We start from the raw sequence: 18,931 nt of genomic DNA, 5'->3' as shown, positions 1-18,931 counted from the left end.
CTCTCAGCGCCGCAGCGGGTATTCAATAAGTCAGTTATGACTGAGTGAGTTTTTCTGTCCTGTCATACCGTTCAGACGCCGCTTTCAGCCCGGCAAAATCCGCCGAACAAATCAGTGGCTTCAGCGCATCAAACTTCGCCTGCGGCCAGTCATAAAGAGACAACGCCAGCAATCCGCAGATGGTATTTTCATCAAACCGGCTGCGGATAAAGGCAGCCGGATTACCGCCGACAATGGCATAGGGCGGCACATCGCGGACAACCACACTGTTCGCGGCAATCACCGCGCCCTCCCCGATAGTCACACCGGGCATAATCATGGCCCGCATGCCTATCCAGGCACCGTCACCGATACGGGTATCCCCTTTACCGGTATAAGCCTCATCAATCATATCCGGAAACGGATAAAGGCTGAACCAGTCATGGCGGTGTGTATGATTACCGCCCATCAGGATCACGGCTTCTGCCCCGATACAGACATAATCCCCGATATACAGCTCATCCGCTTTCCAGCTGAGCTGCCAGTCACGGCTGATTTCATCGCCCTGCAAATAGCGGACAACAGAGGCTTCAAAGCCCTTATCCCAGCAATCGCTGTAATAACTGTGCGTACCTTTGATATGAATATTCGGGTTTGTGACGGTTTCATGCAGCCGTTCACAGACAGACCAGTGTTTTTGTTTCATGGTAAATCTCATTATTGAATGAATCGTTACCACAGAACGCTATTCTGTGGTGATGTACCCGCGTTCAAAGCACATCACACCGGGTTATCCTCGCCCGTTTCAGCCGGGGATTGTCCATGATTCTCTCCCATACAGAAAAACACCCGCTTTCGCGGGTGTTATCATCAGTTAACTTTTTGTTCAACCAGCGATTCAGGCGTTTCTTCCCAGATGCCGTCTTCGACCTGTTTACGGATTTCAGGATAAAGGTTGATATCAAACTGCGGTAATTTCCCCGTTTTACGCTGTTGGTTATAATCTTTCGCCAGCTTAAATGCAACGCCGGATAACAACAGAATCGCAATCAGATTCGTCACCGCCATCAGCCCCATCGAGAAATCTGCCATTTTCCAGACCAGCGGCATTTCTGACAACGCCCCGAACATCACCATACCCAGCGCCGCCAGACGCAGCACAAACAGCCCTTTGGTGTGCTTATGTTCAAGGAACACCATATTGCTCTCTGCATAGGCGTAATTGGCAATAATAGAGGTAAACGCGAAGAAGAAAATCGCTACAGCCACAAAGATGGAACCCCAGCTGCCGACAACCGAGCTCAGCGCCAGCTGTGTGATTTCAATCCCGTTAATATTCCCCTGCGGATTATCCAGCACACCGGAGGACAGAATAATCATCGCAGTGGCACTGCAGATAACCAGTGTGTCCATGAAAACACCCAGCATCTGCACATACCCCTGCGAAACCGGATGCGGCGGGAACGGTGCTGCGGAAGCGGCGGCATTCGGCGCGGAACCCATACCGGCCTCATTCGAGAACAGGCCGCGCTGTACGCCGTTAATCATAGCCTGTGCCACACCGTAACCGACAGCGCCGGAAACCGCTTCCTGTAACCCGAAGGCACTTTTGATAATCAGCATAAAGACATCCGGCAGACGCTCTGCGTAATGGCCCATCACCCAGAAGGCGAGGATTAGATACGCAACCGCCATCACCGGTACCACCAGCTCCGCCACACGGGCAATCGAACGCAGACCGCCGAAAATGATCACGCCGCAGATAACCACCAGCACGGCACCGACATAACCGGCATCCGCACCAAAGGCCATTTTGGACGCCTGGGCAATCGAATTGGCCTGAACTGCATTAAAGACCAGCCCGAACGCAATAATCAGAAAGATTGAGAACAACACGCCCATCCAGCGGGCTTTCAGTCCGCGTTCCATATAATACGCCGGTCCGCCGCGATAATTTCCCTGGTCGTCCCGTGTTTTATAGAGCTGTGCAAGTGTGCTTTCGATAAAGGATGTCGCCATCCCGATCACGGCAACCACCCACATCCAGAATATAGCGCCGGGGCCACCTGCAGTCAGGGCGATCGCCACCCCGGTCAGGTTTCCGGTGCCGACCCGTGCGGCCAGGCTTGTACAAAGCGCCTGGAACGGCGAGATGCCGGATTTATCCGATTTCTTACTGTGCTTTAGCACGCTGAACATGTGTCCGAAGTGACGGAATTGGATAAATCCGGTACGAAATGTGAAGTACAGTCCGATACCCAGTAATAAATAGATGAGCAGGTGGTTCCAGAGCAGTCCGTTTAATGTATTAATTATATCGGTCAAAGTTATACCTCTTATATTGCTGTGCTGATTTGCGGCGAATAAGCCCCTTAACGAATGACAGGTAATATCCGTATTGTCATATCTGATAGTAATTGTTTAAAAAAAAGACACCTCTTATTAAGAATCAGCCAGACTTTACCATAAGAAATATTTCCCTGTATATTTTTTTATTTCTTTTTTTTCGTTCTATTAATCATCGTTACTTTTTCGCTTTAATACAGCGTTTAACACGATCTATTAACTCAATAAAACCGCTGAAAACATCATCATAAAACTCCATTTATTACATATAGTTACGTAAACACTTGTTTTATGGCGTGATTTATCACGCGCTTCTTTCAATTTACCGCCATAATTTATTTTGTTGTCTGAATTAAAACATGTGATTGCATTTAGCCTGAAAACTAAAAATGTATTACCTGTTATTTTAAAAGAGTATTTTACTTTATTTATTTACTATTTTAAGTAACGCGAAGACTTAATAATAAAATCCCATATTTATAATCAATAATAAATCCCGGCATTATTTCCGGGCAATGTTCCTTATTTCTGTTACCGGCAACGCAACATAAGAAGAGCAATCCGGGTATCCCGGCCAGCGCGGTTCATCACAGGCGGATACTGATTCCGGGCCAAACTTTGCTCTGTGACACACTCTCGTGAAAAAAAGCTTTCGCCGCTGACCTGTTTCCGCTACCATAGCGTTATATAATCTGTTATATACCGGATTGTATACATTGCTCTTAATATATTTTTTGCCGGTCAGCTGATCGGCAATTTTTTTGCCTGTCCTGTCAGATTTCGACTGATGAAAATGTGATCCCGCCTTGTATTTAGCATAAAGACAGGAATAACCGTATAGTAATTTTGTCATTAATCATTATTATCAGAACAGATAATCGTGCATTTCTTCGTTATTTTTCTTTATTTTTGCTCCCTCACGGGAGCATTTTCTTATCAGCAGGGCTGTAAAACACCACTGCCGGCACGGAAAATCGCAAAAATTTCTGTGCCGGCAGCAGATCCGCCATGATTTATCACGCCGGGTGAGATACACTACCCTCATCAGTTTAACTAATGTAACCGTTATGTCCTCAGCACAGATTTTACTGACTATCTACGCAACAGGTGGTCTTTTTTCATTTATTCTGACTTTTTTCCTGACAAAAGATCCGAACCCGTTTTTCCGCCTGCTCAGTTGTCTGCTGATAGCCCTCACCTGGCCGATGTCACTGCCGGTGGTGATCTTATTCTCTCTGTTCTGACGGTTTTATAGCCATAATATTTCCGCACCGTCCACCTGACAATAATCATCAGCCGCCCCCGCGTCAGAGAACTGCCGTGCCGCTGTCACAGTACATTTATTTGAGATGCCGGTGCATAACCGCGCTGAGAATACGGCGGCGGATATGGCGGGCAAGGAAAAGACGGAATACCAAATAGAGAACCGCAACCACAAAAAGGCAGGGATTGCGCGGCTGAGTTCTCCTTTATTCAGAATTAAGACTGACAGCTGTCAGTCCAGTGCATTGATAGCTTTTTCATAGATGACATTCATAAAGTCATCATTCTGCTGTTCCCAATATATTTCCAGCATTACCTGAATGGCTTCTTTAGTCACAGGCTCGCCACTTTTGCATAAAAGGACAGCGGCTCTGCCGATTGCCTGGCAAATTTCGCCATAAACATATGCGTCGCTAACTCGTTCTGAAATCATATTTATGCCTATTTATTTTTAATATAACGACAGCCTGTCCGTCTTTACTTAAGACATCCCGGCATTGCTGTTGACTGACACTCCGGTAAGAATTATCTAAAAATCCCTTGAGATTTATTATCGTCACATTGCATTTAATGTTCAAAGAAAAACATATTATTCCGGAGAATATTTTTTTGAAAAAACCGAAAAGTGACTAGTATCAAACAGTTATGCCAAATACATGCGATCATTGCTGCGGATTGTTACTTTCTGGTTGTTTATTGGTTAATACTATATCATGCGATATGTGCTTTTTCGCTATTAAAATACATAAATTTATCAATTTTTACCTGCATAAATAACGTCCTTTTTTAAGAAGTAAATAAATTAAATTAAATAAATTCGTCGTACTCATTTATGGATTATTATAATCATATAAAATCTCAATGCCCCTTCAACAAGCAGTAGTTCACATTATTCCTTTACTCTTTATGTGGGAATGATGGTATTTACACAATATAGGGATATAAGTATTAACCGATATACATCACACCTTTAATACGTAGTTTTATTGCCATAGTTAATTATATTTTTATTAGTAACAGTAATAAACACTTTCCGCTCTATTATTACTCAGTTCTCTTTATTTAATAAGATTATAAAATAATTCTGCGTAATTACGCTTAATCATAATTTGAATACACTTATTAACGGTAAAATAAACAGGTTATTCCATCCGGCAGTGAAGTGCTTTCGTTTCGCTATGTTTTTAAACAAATCTGTCGTAAACAAGACATCTTGTTTTACAAAATATTAATATTTAACATTCTCCCTGCAGTAAACAGTTTTTTATAGTTGTATTCCTGCGCGTTTCCCCTTATCATCCGCGCCTTTGAATAGCGTGTCTCTCTTTTATATATATCTGATTGAGGTTCTATGAGCTCTGACCGTATCGCGAATCCAGGCCCGCTGGGCTTACTGGGATTTGGTATGACGACTATCCTGCTGAATGTCCACAACGCCGGATTCTTCCCGATGGCTTCTGTTATTCTGAGCATGGGGATTTTCTACGGTGGCATTGCGCAGGTCATCGCAGGTCTTTTTGAATATAAGAAAGGAAATACTTTCGCTGCTACTGCCTTTACATCGTATGGCTTTTTCTGGATAAGTCTGGTCGGCATACTGGTCATGCCGTCAATGGGATTCGGCGAGGCAACCAGCCATGAATTCCTGGCTGTGTATCTGGCACTGTGGGGTATTTTCTCGTTCTTTATGTTTATTGCCACACTGAAAGCAAACCTGACACTGCGCGCGGTTTTCTTTTTACTGGTGATTTTATTCGCCCTGCTGGTTATCGGTAATGCTACCGGTAATGCTGCATTACTGAAATTTGCCGGTTATGAAGGTATTTTATGTGGTGCGACTGCATTTTATCTGGCAATGGCTGAAGTACTGAATGAGCAGTATGGCCGGACAATTTTACCTATCGGTGAACGTCACGCCTGATAACGGCTCTCCCGTATAAAAAAACCCGTTCAGTGAACGGGTTTTTTTGTCTGCAAAACGGGGATCAGAAACTCAGCCCCGCGCCCAGATAAGCGCCATCCGCGATACGGTTTTCATGACCGTTATTCGATTCAACTTCAATCATACGGTAACCGGCTTTCACATTCAGCGGCGCAAACACTGTCCAGTTCGCCCCCACATCCGCTTCTTTGTATGAATCATTACCGGAAGTCAGGCCTGACGGCGCGCCGTAAAACTCACCATAAACACGCACTGACGGCAGGATGCTCCACGCCACACCGACACCCGGTGCAACAGCCAGGCCTTTTTTACCCACATCCGGGTCCAGGTAAACGGCTTTACCGCCGACACTCGCGGAAACCGGGCCCAGCGGGAAGGCAAATTTGGCACGTGCGCCGCCTAACTGTCCCTGGTGATCACTGCGTGCCCAGTTACCGTCAAATGACAGACCGGAGTACGGGTCACCTACGCCCACATTGATATCGGTATATTTTTTACCGGCTTCAACGTCCATCGAGATTGCATTTGCAGCACCTGCCGCAAGCATCAGTGTTGCAGCCGCAGCTGCTTTATATTTTTTCATTTTTGCCACCACATAAATTCAGACAGGGTTTCGGGCATTCTCCCCGAAACTGTCACCGTTTGAAAGTTAATATTCTGATTTTTATGTAAAGTTATCTATATATTCAATCAATAGGTCACGCCAATCCATCAAATTGATACATTCTTTTTATGACAGTGCTATATTTTATAGCAAGTCATAAATACAGATAAAAACAACAACGCTCAGTACAATTTATGATTTACCATGCTGATTTTGCACATCGCGCCAATTTCTGCAATCAGTGTCTTTTTCCCTTTACCGACTGGAGATATGTGATGAAAAAGAAAGGATTAACAACAGCTGCGGGCGCCCCCGTTGTTGATAACAACAATGTCATGACCGCCGGAAAACGCGGCCCTATGCTGTTACAGGATGTGTGGTTTCTGGAAAAACTGGCGCATTTCGACCGCGAAGTGATCCCGGAGCGCCGTATGCACGCCAAAGGCTCCGGTGCATTCGGTACATTTACCGTCACCCATGATATTACCCGTTTTACCCGCGCAAAAATTTTCTCTCAGGTCGGCAAAAAAACCGATATGTTTGCCCGCTTCTCCACCGTAGCCGGTGAGCGCGGTGCGGCAGATGCGGAACGGGATATCCGCGGCTTTGCCCTGAAATTTTATACCGAGGAAGGCAACTGGGATATGGTCGGTAACAATACCCCGGTGTTCTACCTGCGTGACCCGCTTAAATTCCCCGATCTGAACCACGTGGTAAAACGTGACCCGCGCACTAACCTGCGCAATATGGCTTACAAATGGGATTTTTTCTCCCATCTGCCGGAATCACTCCACCAGCTGACCATCGATGTCAGTGACCGTGGTCTGCCGCAGAGCTACCGCAATATGCACGGTTTCGGCAGTCATACTTACAGCTTTATCAACGGTAATAATGAGCGGTTCTGGGTGAAATTCCACTTCCGCTGCCAGCAGGGCATTGCTAACCTGATGGATGATGAGGCAGAGCAGTTAATCGGGAAAGATCGTGAAAGTTCACAGCGTGATCTGTTCAGTGCAATTGAGAAAGGTGATTATCCGCGCTGGAATCTGCAGATTCAGGTGATGCCGGAAACCGATGCGGCAAAAGTACCGTATAACCCGTTTGATCTGACCAAAGTATGGCCGCATGCGGATTATCCGCTGATGGATGTCGGTTATTTTGAGCTGAACCGTAACCCTGAAAACTATTTCTCCGATGTGGAACAGGCGGCATTCAGCCCGGCCAACGTGGTTCCCGGTATCGGTTTCTCACCGGATAAAATGTTGCAGGGGCGTCTGTTCTCCTACGGCGATGCTCACCGCTACCGTTTAGGGGTCAACCACCACCAGATCCCGGTCAATAAACCGCGCTGCCCGTTCCACAACTATCACCGTGACGGCGCAATGCGTATCGACGGCAACAGCGGTAATGCGGAAACGTATGAACCGAACAGTGCCGGTCTCTTTCAGGAGCAGCCGGATTTCAGTGAGCCGCCGCTGTCTGTCGACGGTGCCGCCGACCACTGGAACCACCGCGAAGATACCGATTACTTCAGCCAGCCGCGTGCGCTGTATGAACTTCTTAGTGACGCAGAGCATCAGCGTATGTTTGCCCGCATCGCCGGTGAACTGGTGCAGGCCGCAGAAGCGACTCAGGCACGCCAGATAGCGCTGTTTAAACAGGTGCATCCGGAATACGGTGCCGGTGTGGAAGCCGCAATCGCAAAACTGAAAAAATAATCGTGTGATGACATGACAAAACCGCTGCGATCCGTGACCGCAGCGGTTTTTTTATATGAACTCAGCGGGTATGAAAACGATCCTGCGCCATCCGGATCAGCGGTGCGCGGGTGCGTTTGATACCACTGCCCGCATCCGCTTCCGGTAATGCATAGCAGGCTGCCGGGCGCATAAAGGCAGGCAGTTCCGCCAGACACCAGTCACTGAAATGCTGCCGCTGTTCATCTGTCCAGTCATCATAATCACGGATCAGATACACCGGCACAGCACCGAACTCGTCACTGCTGACCGGTACCACCAGACACTCCGTGATCAGCGGATAGTGCATCAGCTGCTTTTCTGTCACTTCCGGCTGGACATTCTCACCGCCGCAGCAGAAAAGATTATCCAGCCGTCCGTCGATCACCAGCTCACCATCCTGCATATGGCCTTTGTCACGGGTCGGGTACCAGCCGTCATGGGCCGGCAATGTATGCAGCGCGCCGTTCAGCCAGACACCGGCGGCAAAACTGTCGCCGTTGACCAGGATTTGCTGTTGCTCATCCAGGCGGATATCTTTGCCGGACAGCGGATACCCGACTCCCGGTTTGCCGTCCGCCCGTTTGGCACAGACTGTTGAGGCAAATTCAGTCATACCGTAACCGCACCAGCAGCGGATCCCGCGGGCTTCCGCCGCTTCCGTCAGCGCAACAGGGATTGCCGCACCACCGAGCAGGACATCCTGCAGCGGCGGCAGCGTTTCCGGTGATTGCAGCAGACGCCAGAGCTGTGTCGGTACCAGCGAGGCGTGAGTACATCCGCGCAGCGATTCCGCCAGCGTTTCCCCCTCAGCCCTGAGAACCATTTCCCCGCCCTGCAGCAGCCAGCGCCAGAGAATCCCCTGTCCTGAAACATGACACAACGGCAACGATAACAGCCAGCTGTCACCCGCCTGATAATTGAGCAGTGAGACCACGCCCTGTGCCGCAGCCAGATGCGCGACCGGACGGTGGGCAATGGCTTTCGGTAACCCGGTGGATCCGGATGTCAGGATCAGTGTTGCCAGCCGTTTCGGATGCGGGATCACGTCCGGCGGTGCTGTGCCGGTCACGGACGGATCCAGGGTTTTCAGCGGCAGCGCGATTGTGCCGTCGCTCCGGTCACACAGATAATCCGCATCGAGTGACGCGGCCAGTTCCGCCTGTAACCCGCGCGGCAGTGCGGGATTAAGTGTCAGAATCACCGCCCCGCAACGCAGCAGCGCCAGAAAATCGATCACCAGTTCTGTGCTGTTTTTGCCGCGCAGCACCACACAGTTACTTTCCCGCACTCCCTGCTGATAAAACCCGGCGGCACGGGCATCCGCCAGCGCCGTCAGCTCTGCCCATGTCAGCGATGAGTCCGCACAGCGCAGCGCGGTTTTATGCGGTGTCTGCTGAGCATGTGCAACCCACGGCCATTGTGCTGCCGTCATTACCATTGTCCTGTCTGAGTTAATTGCTCTGCGGTTATCAGTGCCAGTGTGCTGCCCGGCCACGGGCGCACCAGCTGTGACTGCATCAGGGAAAGCGTATCCAGCCCCGGCAGCGTGTCCGGCGTCAGCCATCCGGCAAGACGCGCCAGTTGTGTCAGGCCGAAACTGCTCTCCACCGAGGAGCTGATCACCGCCTGCAACCCTTCGCGGTGCGCCGCAGTGATCAGTTCACGGCAGCGGGCGATACTGCCCGTCAGCGTGGGTTTGATCACAATCGCTGTCACACCGGGCTGTGCTGTTACCGTAAATCCCGGTTCACGGACAGATTCATCCCAGGCAATGGCGATACCGGTGTCCTGTGCATAACACAGGGACTCTTCCGGCGTTTTGCACGGCTCTTCGAGGAAATCGATCCGCGTGCGGTGTTCCGGCGCCACATATTTCGCGAAACCGTCCGCTTTGGCCCGGGTCCAGCTGCGGTTGGCATCCAGACGCAGGCGCAGATCCGGCACCGCCTCCAGCAGCAGATTCACCACCATGCCGTCCCGGACTGCCTCATACAGCCCGACTTTCACTTTGGCGATTTTCTCACCGTCCATGGCATCGAGTGCAAGGATCAGATCATCCGGGTCACCGGTGCAGAGCGGTGCTTTGCGGGTACTGAGGATCTGCGGCAGCGTATCATCCAGCTCAGCGAGTGCGCAGCTCAGGCCGAATGCGACTGACGGCAGCGGGCTTTCCGCCGGATCATTGCCCTGACACCAGGCCGCGATCCACGCTTCTGCCGCCTGCAGGGCTTGCGCAAGGGTTTCACGGCTGAACTCCGGCAACGGGGAGATTTCCCCCCACCCTTCGCGATCATCCTCCCGCAGGCAGACCAGCAGTCCGTCACGGGTTTTCAGGCGCTGATTACGCAAAATAACGCCTGCCTCCATCGGCAGGCTGAAACTGTATAATGTGGCGTGGCGCATTACGGGTTACGTTTGAATTTAGAGAAATCCGGTGAGCGTTTTTCGTTGAATGCGTTACGCCCTTCCTGGCCTTCTTCGGTCATATAGAACAGCATCGTGGCATTACCCGCCAGCTCCTGCAGACCGGACTGACCGTCACAATCCGCATTGAGTGCCGCTTTCAGGCAGCGCAGCGCCATCGGGCTGTTTTCCAGCATCTCACGGCACCAGCGCACGGTCTCTTTTTCCAGATCCGCGTAAGGCACCACGGTGTTGACCAGCCCCATATCCAGTGCTTCCTGTGCATTGTACTGACGGCACAGGAACCAGATTTCACGGGCTTTTTTCTGACCGACAATCCGCGCCATGTAAGAAGCACCCCAGCCGCCGTCAAATGAACCGACTTTCGGCCCGGTCTGACCGAATACCGCGTTATCCGCCGCGATGGTCAGGTCACAGATCATGTGCAGCACATGACCGCCGCCGATAGCATAACCTGCCACCATCGCCACCACCGGCTTCGGACAGGTACGGATATCGCGCTGTAAATCGAGGACATTCAGATGATGTGTGCCGCTGTCATCACGGTAGCCACCGTAGTCACCGCGGATTTTCTGATCACCGCCCGCACAGAAGGCTTTTTCGCCCTGTCCGGTAAAAATAATGGTGCCGATGCCGTCATCATAACGGGCATTCGCCAGCGCGCTGATCATTTCTTTCACTGTTAACGGACGGAACGCATTGCGCACCTGCGGACGATTAATGGTGATTTTGGCGATCCCGTCTTTTGATTTATGAAACAGAATATCCTGATAATCGCCGGTGCAGTCGACCCATTCAACCGGGGCAGAAAGCTTTTCTTCGCTCGGATACATCATAGCGGTGAGTTCCTTAAACAGAATGTAATGATAAAAATGTCCGGACTGCCTCCGCAAACGCGGCGGGATTTGCCTGATGGGTGTTATGCCCGGCATATCGGATAGTCCGTAACGGAAAATGGTGTGCTTCTGCAATGGCGCGGAATTTGCTGTCCCGTTCACCGCAGAGATAGAGCAGCGGCAGATTCAGGGCATGCAGTTTCTCCGCCAGCTGCGGCTGATGCCCGAGCGAGGTGTCAGAGAGCATATCCGCAATCGCAAAAGCATTATGATGCAGATGCTGTTCCACCCGCTGCTGCCGCTGAACCTCATTGAGATCAGCGAAAACGCCCTGACGATACCAGTCATACAGCACCGATACCAGCGGGCGTTCACGTAACTGTTGTGCCTGGCGGTTATCGTGCAGCAACCGGGCATTGCGCTCATCGAGTGTGGCAAGCCCGGGATTCCCGGCTTCAATAATCAGCCCGCGCAATCCTGCCGGGTCGCCGTATGCGGCGTGGTACATCGCCAGCCGCCCGCCGAGTGAATAACCAATCAGCCAGTAATCGTCTATCTGGTGCGCGGCCAGGGTATCAGCAATCAATCGGCTGACATGCGGAAAATTTTTTGCACGGACAGATTGCGAGCCGCCGTGGCCCGGTAAGTCAATCAGTAATGAGGGATAGTGTCCGGCTTCTTCCGCCGGCGCCTGCCACTCTTCTTTATTTCCCCACAGGCCGTGCAGCCAGACCAGCCACGGACCGGGCCTGTCCGCATAACAGCGCTGTGCGGCCAGTACCGTCATTGTGCTGCCTCACGAACCAGTTGCTGAAGGTATTTTGCCCCCTCGTCGCCGTTTGTCACCACCTCAATGACAGTGGCGGAGTGCTGTGACCAGGCTTTGCTGATCGCGGCTTTCAGTGACGGCCAGTCCTGCGGGGCACTGTAGCTGAGGCCGAACATCTGCGCCGCACCGGCAAAACTGACCGACTGCGGCATACAGTAAAAGCGCTGACGCTCCTGCTCCGGTGTCGGCAGCATGGAAAAGATTTGTCCGCCGTTGTTGTTGACGATCAGCAGCACAAACGGCCCGGAGGTATAACGCAGCAGCGCCAGGCTGTTGAGATCATACAGCGCCGAGATATCCCCGACGACAGCAAGTGCCGGTTTGGCACTGCCGCGCTGAACACCGGCAGCGGTGGAAATCAGGCCGTCGATACCGCTCGCCCCCCGGTTGCTGTACACCGGATAGCCGCACGGCAACTGAGCAAACGCATCAATCAGCCGGACAATCAGGCTGTTACCGGCAAATAATACCCCCTGCGGCGGCAGCAGTTCAGGCAGGCGGCAGGCAATCTGTGCCTCTCCCCAGCCATCGCCCAGCGTTTCTGTAACATGAATGTTCAGTGCCCGCGCCCATTCCGTCAGCTGCGGAGCCCACGGTGTGCGGGTTTGTGCCGGATGGTCATCCAGCCATTCGCTGACACTGCACTCAAATTTACGGCCCCGGTGATTTGCCGGATCCAGCCGTCCCGGGATGGTATCCACAATCCAGTATTCCGGCGGCAAGCAGGCAGCCTGCCACTGTAAAAGCCGTTTGCCGGTCAGGCTTGAGCCGAACTGGATCACCACATCCGCCTGAGCCAGTACTTCGCGGTAACGCGGGGATGCCAGCCAGAGATCGGCATGCGGCAGCAGTTGCCCGGTCTGGGACAACACATCACTGATCAGCGGCCAGCCAAGGCATTCAGCCCACTGACGCAACTGTTTGCCTTCAGCGGCCTGCATACGTCCGGCAATAATCACGCCTTTTTTCTGCCGCCAGAAAAACCAGTCATCCACACTGATCACAGAGGTACAGCGGGTCTGCTGCAACCAGGGTTTATCACTCTGCCACCAGTTGCCGAGTTGTGCCTGCCATTCCTTACCGGTCTGTCCGTCATCATCATACAGCGGCTCGGCAAACGGGCAGTTAATATGCGCTGCGCCGTGCTGCAGGCGGTTCATGATGTCATCGAGGGAGGAGACCAGCCAGGACGCCGGGATATCAAAAACCGGACGCGGCAATGCCAGTGCGGCAAACGGGTGGGAAGAAAAAATACCCGGCTGGCGGACAGCCTGATTTGCGCCGCAGTCAATCAGTTCCGGCGGGCGGTCGGCGGTCAGAAAAACAAGGCGTTCGCCGGTCAGCCCGGCTTCAATCAGTGCCGGATAGAGATTTGCCACCGCCGTGCCGGAGGTGACAATCACCGCCACCGGCAACCGGGTACTTTTCGCCAGTCCCAGCGCCAGATGCGCAAGCCCGCGCTCATCAAAATGGGTGTGACAGATAAATTTGTCATCAGCGGCGGCAGCCAGTGTCAGTGGTGTTGACCGGGATCCCGGCGCGATACAGATATGACGCAACCCGTGACGGCTGAGCGCCTCCAAAATCACTTCCGCCCAGCGGCGGTTCAATGCACTGTTTGACATAGCTCACCTTTCCTGACCTGTAGTTCTCCGTAGTCTACGGATTGACTCAGGAAATACCTTAATGTAGTTCAATAAACCGGTAGATTATTTCACGGTTTCTGCCCCGGTAAGCAGAAAATGGCACAATCAGTGAGTTTCACCTTCCAGCAGGGTTCGCAGTCCGGCAGCTTTGTTTTCAATTTCGCTCCACTCTGCCTGCGGATCAGAACCGGCGACAATCCCCGCTCCGGCATACAAATCCACCCGGCTGCCGCTGATTTTCGCACAGCGCAGCGACACCGCAAATTCACTGCGGGACGGGCTGCAATAACCACCGCTGCCTGCATACCAGTCGCGGTCAAACGGTTCATTATCGCGCAAAAAGGCCAGCGCGGCACTGCGCGGCAGACCGGCAACCGCAGCTGTCGGCTGAAGACGCTGTAAACAATCACTGTCACGGGGGGCATATAACGTGGCAGCGATAACGCGGTAAAGGTGCTGCACTTTGCGCAGACGGATAACATCTGCCGCGCTCACATCCAGCGCACTGACAGCCCCCTGCAGGCGCTGACAAATATCATCAACCACCACGCTGTTTTCATGCACATTCTTTTTATCAGCCAGAAGCCATTGCGCCGCTTGTGCCGCGCGGTCATCTTCCGGGTAATTTGCCACTGTTCCCGCCAGCGCTTCGGTATACAACTGCGCCCCGGCCCTGAAATAGAGGCGTTCCGGCGGCGAAGCCACAAACGCGGTATCCGGCCCGGTGACCAGCATATAGTGATAACAGTGGTGATTGCAGTCACAACTGGCCTGCATAAAGGCTGCCGGAGAGACCGGTGCAGACAGTTCCAGTGCGGTTTTGCGGGCTGTCACCACTTTTTCCATCTCACCGCCGGTGATGGCAGTCACCGCATTCGTCACCAGCTGTGTCCAGCCCGCTTCATCCGGATGATGCCGGGCACTGATAACCGTGCTGTGCAACGCCGGAAGCGCGGTTTGCCAGACCAGCGAACGCAGAAACGTCAGGGTTTCTTCCGCCGGGCGGCGGCTGTCAATATTGACCAGAAAGTGTGTTTCATTGCCGGATATCCGCAGTTCGGCGCGGGGAACAAACAGATAACTGCCGCCGGTACCCTGTGCCGGAGACGGGGTATCAAACTGCCAGCTGTTCAGTCCCCAGATCCGGATTTGACTCTGTGCCGGTAACGTATCCAGCAGTGCCTGTGCCCCGCTGATATGCGTGAAACGGCACACTTCCCCGCACACCGCCGCTGTCTCTGTACCGTCACGGTGCTGCCAGTAAAACTGCGGCCAGCAGGTCTGGGCATTCAGCCAGCCGGTCAGGGCTGACGGGGGTAATGCATCAGCCAGTGGCGGCGGTAACGTCACCGCGTACTGATAAATACCATCGGGTTTATTTTTGTTATTCGTTATTTCAGTACAGACCTGAGAAATAAAATCAGAAAAAAGAGTCACTGCTTGCTCCGGATATGCAAAATGCGCGGGTCACTGTGATTATACGGTGAGATAAAAATTATTAAAACCATCCTTCTTTTTTATCCTTGTCACCGCTGTGCATTTTAAGCCATTAATGCGGAAACCGATGCTGTTTCGGCCTCATTCACCACTGAGTTATGTATCTCATGACAGGGAAATATTTATGCACACACAAACCATGCCGGCTGACCGGCTTATTACAGCTGATGAAATAGGCCCGGCTACATTAAAGTTACTTCTCAATGAAGAGGAGGACACTTTCCGGGCTGCAGGTATATTCACACATAATGACCTGGTTCATATCAAACGCTACATTAATTACGGGATGACACTTCCCCGGGAGGAAGAAGATATTATTGAGTTTATCGGCTACCGCGATACTGATCTGCCGGGATTTGAGCCTCACAATATTCAGCGCTTATTTTCTCATATTTATCAGCATGCACTGAGCTGGGAACAGGTTGAATCCATGACCAAACAACAGGCGATTGATCTTGAAATTGCCGGTGCCGGCATCACGACGACCGGGGATTATATTCTTAATGCAATAAACGAAATGCCGGTTATTACTCAGGCAAAAATAATAATGCAGGATGAACCTCCGGAAAATTTAAAAAATATTGTCTATAAAAGGCAGGATCGGATTATTTCCGGTGAATTGACAAAGATATTAACCATCATACGGGATGATATCGCGGAAGAAAGAAAAAAAACGCAGAGGGTAAAAAATATCATCGCACGATTCCGGCTGGAGCTGATCGGGGGTCTTGATGATTCCGGCAATGAGATCCCGTCGCTGATTTATGAAGTAAAACGTAAACAAAAAGTCTTATTAAAAAATCAGACTGACGATAACAGCTCAGATTTGCAGTCAGAAATCCGGGTCAGAAACGATGAGATTGAGATCCTCAAGCGGGAATACAACCAGTTTGTGAAGCTGTCCTTCTCCGGACTGGTCGGCGGTATTATCGGGCTTATCATCACCGGCGGTATTTTCGGCTACCGGGCAGAACAGGTCAGGCGGCGTAAAAACAAACTGATTGAGGAAGTCGCTGCTCTGGAAGAGCAGATTCTGACCCAGCAGAACATCCAGAAACTGATTATTAAGCTGGATAAAGAACTCAATACGCTGGACAGCTATTTTACTGATGCACATATTGCCGTCGATCATCTGGATTTTATGTGGCAGGTTATGCTGACTGAAATTAATGAATCCCTCAATACCTTTATGCAGATAAATGATGCATACAGCCTTTTGCAATTTTCATTACAACTGAAAAAAATCACCCTTCCCTGGCAGCGGATCCGTGGTTATGCCAAAGAACTCATCGCTATTTTTGATACCGCTAATCTGGCCGCATAATAAGGAAAATCACATGACACATTCTGATATTAATCCTGAACATATTACTTTGTCACACTTAAGAGCTAAATATCATGATATCAGTAACGATACCGAAACATTATCACTGCCTGTAGCCGATCTGCATTTTCAGATCCGTGATATAAAAAAATGGCAGACCAGAATACTGAATATGATTTCCGCTGATGCCGCCATTATTTATACTCATCTTCATAATTTTGATCTTGAAAATTTACTCGGTACACTTTCTTCCGATACAGGGACGAATCTGTTTTCGCTTCCCCATGAAAAACAAATTTATGAATTTTTAACCAGCCAGATGAATACGATTTATCATTCGGTGAACAACATTAATACCCTGTTTAATACTGAATTTGATGCCACCGCTATTTCGCTGTTACAGGGTGGGTTATTGTACCATCAGTCTTATCTGGACAAGGCTATCAGTAATGCACTGCCGGATATTGATAAATTTAAATGCGATAAACTCTATTGGGAGGAAAAACTGGCGGTCATTATTCAGTCTGAGGAAATTATTCATCAGCGCGGACTGCAGTCACTTTTCGGTACCACCACGCTGCCGACAGCTGATGAACTGAAGAATGTGGAGATGTCCTCTTCCGAGCGGTTTATTATGAATGAACTTCACCGGATTATTTCAGCGGTTATCAATACATTAACCGAAGGGCTGAGTTATGTTCAGTTGGTCGAAACCCGGACGACACTCAGTCAGCGGATCAATGACCTCAGCAAACTTATCCGTAACCTGAAAAAAGATCTGAAGCAGCTGCAGGATCATATGCAGGAAATCAGCAATGCCCTGACATTACTTCCGAAACTGCGGGAATTTAACAACCGGATCAGTGCGGTATTATTATTCTGGCTGCAAAGTGTCCGCCAGTATGAACCGTATTTCAGTCAGAATGTTCCTCTTCCCGGACTGGATACTCTTATCCTTGCGCAGCGCCGCTATTTCTCGGTATTTATCGGGATGGCATAAAAAAACCGGGCTGATTGCGGCCCGGTTTTTCTCAGTACAGATATCAGTAACTCAGTACCGCATATCCGGTCAGGGTGATAAACGGCTGCGGCCAGATACCGAGCACGATCACAATAATCGCGGAGAGCAGTACCACAATACCGCCGGCACTCATTGCCCAGTTGGACGGTGCCATACGGGCCGGAGACTCCGAACCGCGGATATAGAGGCTGATCATCATACGCAGATAGTAGTAAAGACCGATTGCACTGCCGAGTACCACTGCGGCGGTCAGCCACCACAGTTCCGCATTCACGGCGGTTGCCACCACGAAGAACTTACCGATAAAGCCGAAGGTCATCGGGATCCCCGCCAGGGACAGCATCATCACGGTCATGACCGCAGCCAGAACCGGCTTGCGCCAGAACAGACCGCGATAGGCATGCAGGGAATCCGCATCCGGCCCGGTGTACGGGCTGGACATCAGACTGACCACACCGAACGCGCCGAGGCTGGCAAACAGATAACCGGCCAGATAGATGCCGGCGGTCTCTTCCGCCAGTTTCGGGTCATTCACCGCGATAAAGGCCACCAGCAGATAACCGAGGTGTGCGATCGAAGAATAACCCAGCATACGCTTGATGCTGTTCTGGGTGATCGCCATCAGGTTACCGAACAGGATTGAGGCAATCGCAATCACCGTCAGGACAATCTGCAATGTCCCGGAATCCGCCATCGGCGCCAGTACCAGCAGGCGCAGCACTGCGGCAAAAATCCCGATCTTGCTGGCGGTTGCCAGGAAGGTGGAGACCGGTGCCGGCGCACCCTGATACACATCCGGTGTCCATAACTGGAACGGGAACAGTGACAGCTTAAAGCCGATACCGACAATCATCATCCCCAGACCGGTCAGAACCAGCGGCTGGTGAATCTGGCTGTCCGCCAGGCTGCGGCCTAAACCGGCAAAGGACAAATCACCGGATTCCGCGTACAGCAGCGCCATCCCGAACAGCAGGAAAGACGAGGCCGCCGCAGACATCAGCATATATTTGATGGACGCTTCCAGTGAGCGTTTCTGGCGGAAAGCATAGCCTATCAGCCCGAACAGCGGCAGCGTCAGCAGTTCAATCCCGATAAAGAAGGACGCCAGGTGATCCGCGCCCGACAGCAGGATGCCGCCGAGTGTGGCAATCAGTACCAGCAGATAGAACTCTTCTTTGTTATCCGGATAGGTCTCCAGCCACGAATAGGCAAAGGTCGTGGTGGCCAGTGACGAAATCAGGATAAGCCCGGTGTAAAACATGCTGTAGCCGTCGATGTGCACCAGCGGTGTCACATCCATCGGCTGCTGCTGCCCGACAAAGTACAGAGACAGCAGCGCAAGGTTCAGACCAACGACGGTCAGTGTGGCATTAATAAAGTGATCGCGTCGCCACGCAATGGACAGCATCACAACCACCACTGTCAACCCGATAATCAGCAGTGGTGAGAGTGCGATCAGTTGTTGAGGAGTTATTGTCATG

General features: G+C 51.2%; 16 protein-coding genes. 5 read left to right on the top strand and 11 right to left on the bottom strand.

All coding sequences use genetic code 11. From position 1 onward, the window contains the following. Nucleotides 1-34: 34 nt before the first annotated feature. Nucleotides 35-685: a CatB-related O-acetyltransferase gene (locus U868_RS0120890; RefSeq protein WP_025154969.1), complete on the bottom strand. Its 651-nt coding sequence runs from the start codon at nucleotides 683-685 to the stop codon at nucleotides 35-37. Nucleotides 686-849: 164 nt separating this feature from the next. After that, a complete protein-coding gene (locus U868_RS0120885) occupies nucleotides 850-2,304 on the bottom strand; it encodes an alanine/glycine:cation symporter family protein (RefSeq protein ID WP_025154968.1) in 1,455 nt (484 codons plus the stop codon). A 1,088-nt stretch (nucleotides 2,305-3,392) separates the two neighbouring features. Here U868_RS0120885 and U868_RS24820 point away from each other — a divergent pair. Next, entirely contained in the window at nucleotides 3,393-3,569 is a 177-nt protein-coding gene (locus U868_RS24820) for a GhoT/OrtT family toxin (RefSeq protein WP_071243230.1), read from the top strand. Nucleotides 3,570-3,820: 251 nt separating this feature from the next. Here the strand turns inward: U868_RS24820 and U868_RS0120870 are convergent, their stop codons facing one another. Then, complete coding sequence (locus U868_RS0120870) at nucleotides 3,821-4,021, bottom strand: hypothetical protein (protein ID WP_004235196.1); 201 nt, start codon at nucleotides 4,019-4,021, stop codon at nucleotides 3,821-3,823. 918 nt (nucleotides 4,022-4,939) lie between these two features. Between U868_RS0120870 and satP the strand changes: the two genes are divergently transcribed. Next, the gene (satP, locus tag U868_RS0120865; protein ID WP_025154967.1) at nucleotides 4,940-5,509 is read left to right on the top strand and encodes an acetate uptake transporter; all 570 of its coding nucleotides are present in this window, start codon (nucleotides 4,940-4,942) and stop codon (nucleotides 5,507-5,509) included. Nucleotides 5,510-5,573: 64 nt separating this feature from the next. Here satP and U868_RS0120860 read toward each other — a convergent pair whose 3' ends face one another. Beyond that, the gene (locus U868_RS0120860) at nucleotides 5,574-6,113 is read right to left on the bottom strand and encodes a YfaZ family outer membrane protein (RefSeq protein WP_025154966.1); all 540 of its coding nucleotides are present in this window, start codon (nucleotides 6,111-6,113) and stop codon (nucleotides 5,574-5,576) included. A gap of 296 nt (nucleotides 6,114-6,409) precedes the next feature. Between U868_RS0120860 and U868_RS0120855 the strand changes: the two genes are divergently transcribed. After that, entirely contained in the window at nucleotides 6,410-7,852 is a 1,443-nt protein-coding gene (locus U868_RS0120855) for a catalase (protein WP_036412242.1), read from the top strand. Between the two features lie 61 nt (nucleotides 7,853-7,913). Here U868_RS0120855 and menE read toward each other — a convergent pair whose 3' ends face one another. The 6 genes from menE to U868_RS0120825 all read right to left on the bottom strand — a co-directional run bounded on the left by menE (nucleotide 7,914) and on the right by U868_RS0120825 (nucleotide 15,045). Then, nucleotides 7,914-9,305 (bottom strand): o-succinylbenzoate--CoA ligase, encoded by a 1,392-nt coding sequence (gene menE, locus U868_RS0120850; protein WP_025154964.1) that lies wholly within the window; start codon nucleotides 9,303-9,305, stop codon nucleotides 7,914-7,916. Beyond that, a complete protein-coding gene (gene menC, locus U868_RS0120845) occupies nucleotides 9,305-10,276 on the bottom strand; it encodes an o-succinylbenzoate synthase (protein WP_025154963.1) in 972 nt (323 codons plus the stop codon). Before menC ends, menE begins: the two co-directional genes overlap by 1 nt. Continuing rightward, nucleotides 10,276-11,133, bottom strand: coding sequence for a 1,4-dihydroxy-2-naphthoyl-CoA synthase (gene menB / locus U868_RS0120840; protein ID WP_004235182.1), 858 nt, complete (start codon nucleotides 11,131-11,133; stop codon nucleotides 10,276-10,278). The genes menC and menB overlap by 1 nt, the downstream gene beginning before the upstream one ends. A 13-nt stretch (nucleotides 11,134-11,146) precedes the next feature. Further along, the gene (gene menH / locus U868_RS0120835) at nucleotides 11,147-11,920 is read right to left on the bottom strand and encodes a 2-succinyl-6-hydroxy-2,4-cyclohexadiene-1-carboxylate synthase (protein WP_025154962.1); all 774 of its coding nucleotides are present in this window, start codon (nucleotides 11,918-11,920) and stop codon (nucleotides 11,147-11,149) included. Then, a complete protein-coding gene (gene menD / locus U868_RS0120830) occupies nucleotides 11,917-13,587 on the bottom strand; it encodes a 2-succinyl-5-enolpyruvyl-6-hydroxy-3-cyclohexene-1-carboxylic-acid synthase (protein ID WP_025154961.1) in 1,671 nt (556 codons plus the stop codon). The genes menH and menD overlap by 4 nt, the downstream gene beginning before the upstream one ends. Nucleotides 13,588-13,713: 126 nt before the next feature. Further along, nucleotides 13,714-15,045 carry an isochorismate synthase gene (locus U868_RS0120825; protein WP_025154960.1) on the bottom strand — a complete coding sequence of 444 codons (1,332 nt, stop codon included), beginning with the start codon at nucleotides 15,043-15,045 and terminating at the stop codon, nucleotides 13,714-13,716. A gap of 184 nt (nucleotides 15,046-15,229) precedes the next feature. On the opposite strand from U868_RS0120825, the gene U868_RS0120820 reads away from it, so the two are divergent. Then, nucleotides 15,230-16,429: an alpha-xenorhabdolysin family binary toxin subunit A gene (locus U868_RS0120820; RefSeq protein WP_025154959.1), complete on the top strand. Its 1,200-nt coding sequence runs from the start codon at nucleotides 15,230-15,232 to the stop codon at nucleotides 16,427-16,429. A 13-nt stretch (nucleotides 16,430-16,442) separates the two neighbouring features. After that, nucleotides 16,443-17,429: an alpha-xenorhabdolysin family binary toxin subunit B gene (locus U868_RS0120815; RefSeq protein WP_025154958.1), complete on the top strand. Its 987-nt coding sequence runs from the start codon at nucleotides 16,443-16,445 to the stop codon at nucleotides 17,427-17,429. Nucleotides 17,430-17,472: 43 nt separating this feature from the next. On the opposite strand, the gene nuoN is transcribed toward U868_RS0120815, so the two are convergent. After that, nucleotides 17,473-18,930, bottom strand: a complete 1,458-nt coding sequence (nuoN, locus tag U868_RS0120810; RefSeq protein WP_025154957.1) for an NADH-quinone oxidoreductase subunit NuoN — start codon at nucleotides 18,928-18,930, stop codon at nucleotides 17,473-17,475. Nucleotide 18,931 lies beyond the last annotated feature (1 nt).

Origin of the sequence: Morganella morganii H1r (genome assembly GCF_000633515.1) — a bacterium.
GTDB lineage: Bacteria > Pseudomonadota > Gammaproteobacteria > Enterobacterales > Enterobacteriaceae > Morganella > Morganella morganii_B.
Note: the sequence above shows the minus strand (reverse complement) of the source record. Positions and strands in the feature narration are given on the sequence as shown.

Excerpts from the sequence above, each read along its gene's own strand:
- U868_RS0120890 (WP_025154969.1), bottom strand. The coding sequence starts at position 685 with ATGAAACAAAAACACTGGTCTGTCTGTGAACGGCTGCATGAAACCGTC.
- U868_RS0120870 (WP_004235196.1), bottom strand. The coding sequence starts at position 4,021 with ATGATTTCAGAACGAGTTAGCGACGCATATGTTTATGGCGAAATTTGC.
- U868_RS0120860 (WP_025154966.1), bottom strand. The coding sequence starts at position 6,113 with ATGAAAAAATATAAAGCAGCTGCGGCTGCAACACTGATGCTTGCGGCA.
- menE (WP_025154964.1), bottom strand. The coding sequence starts at position 9,305 with ATGACGGCAGCACAATGGCCGTGGGTTGCACATGCTCAGCAGACACCG.
- menH (WP_025154962.1), bottom strand. The coding sequence starts at position 11,920 with ATGACGGTACTGGCCGCACAGCGCTGTTATGCGGACAGGCCCGGTCCG.
- menD (WP_025154961.1), bottom strand. The coding sequence starts at position 13,587 with ATGTCAAACAGTGCATTGAACCGCCGCTGGGCGGAAGTGATTTTGGAG.
- U868_RS24820 (WP_071243230.1), top strand. The coding sequence starts at position 3,393 with ATGTCCTCAGCACAGATTTTACTGACTATCTACGCAACAGGTGGTCTT.
- U868_RS0120855 (WP_036412242.1), top strand. The coding sequence starts at position 6,410 with ATGAAAAAGAAAGGATTAACAACAGCTGCGGGCGCCCCCGTTGTTGAT.
- nuoN (WP_025154957.1), bottom strand. The coding sequence starts at position 18,930 with ATGACAATAACTCCTCAACAACTGATCGCACTCTCACCACTGCTGATT.
- menC (WP_025154963.1), bottom strand. The coding sequence starts at position 10,276 with ATGCGCCACGCCACATTATACAGTTTCAGCCTGCCGATGGAGGCAGGC.
- menB (WP_004235182.1), bottom strand. The coding sequence starts at position 11,133 with ATGATGTATCCGAGCGAAGAAAAGCTTTCTGCCCCGGTTGAATGGGTC.
- U868_RS0120815 (WP_025154958.1), top strand. The coding sequence starts at position 16,443 with ATGACACATTCTGATATTAATCCTGAACATATTACTTTGTCACACTTA.
- U868_RS0120820 (WP_025154959.1), top strand. The coding sequence starts at position 15,230 with ATGCACACACAAACCATGCCGGCTGACCGGCTTATTACAGCTGATGAA.
- satP (WP_025154967.1), top strand. The coding sequence starts at position 4,940 with ATGAGCTCTGACCGTATCGCGAATCCAGGCCCGCTGGGCTTACTGGGA.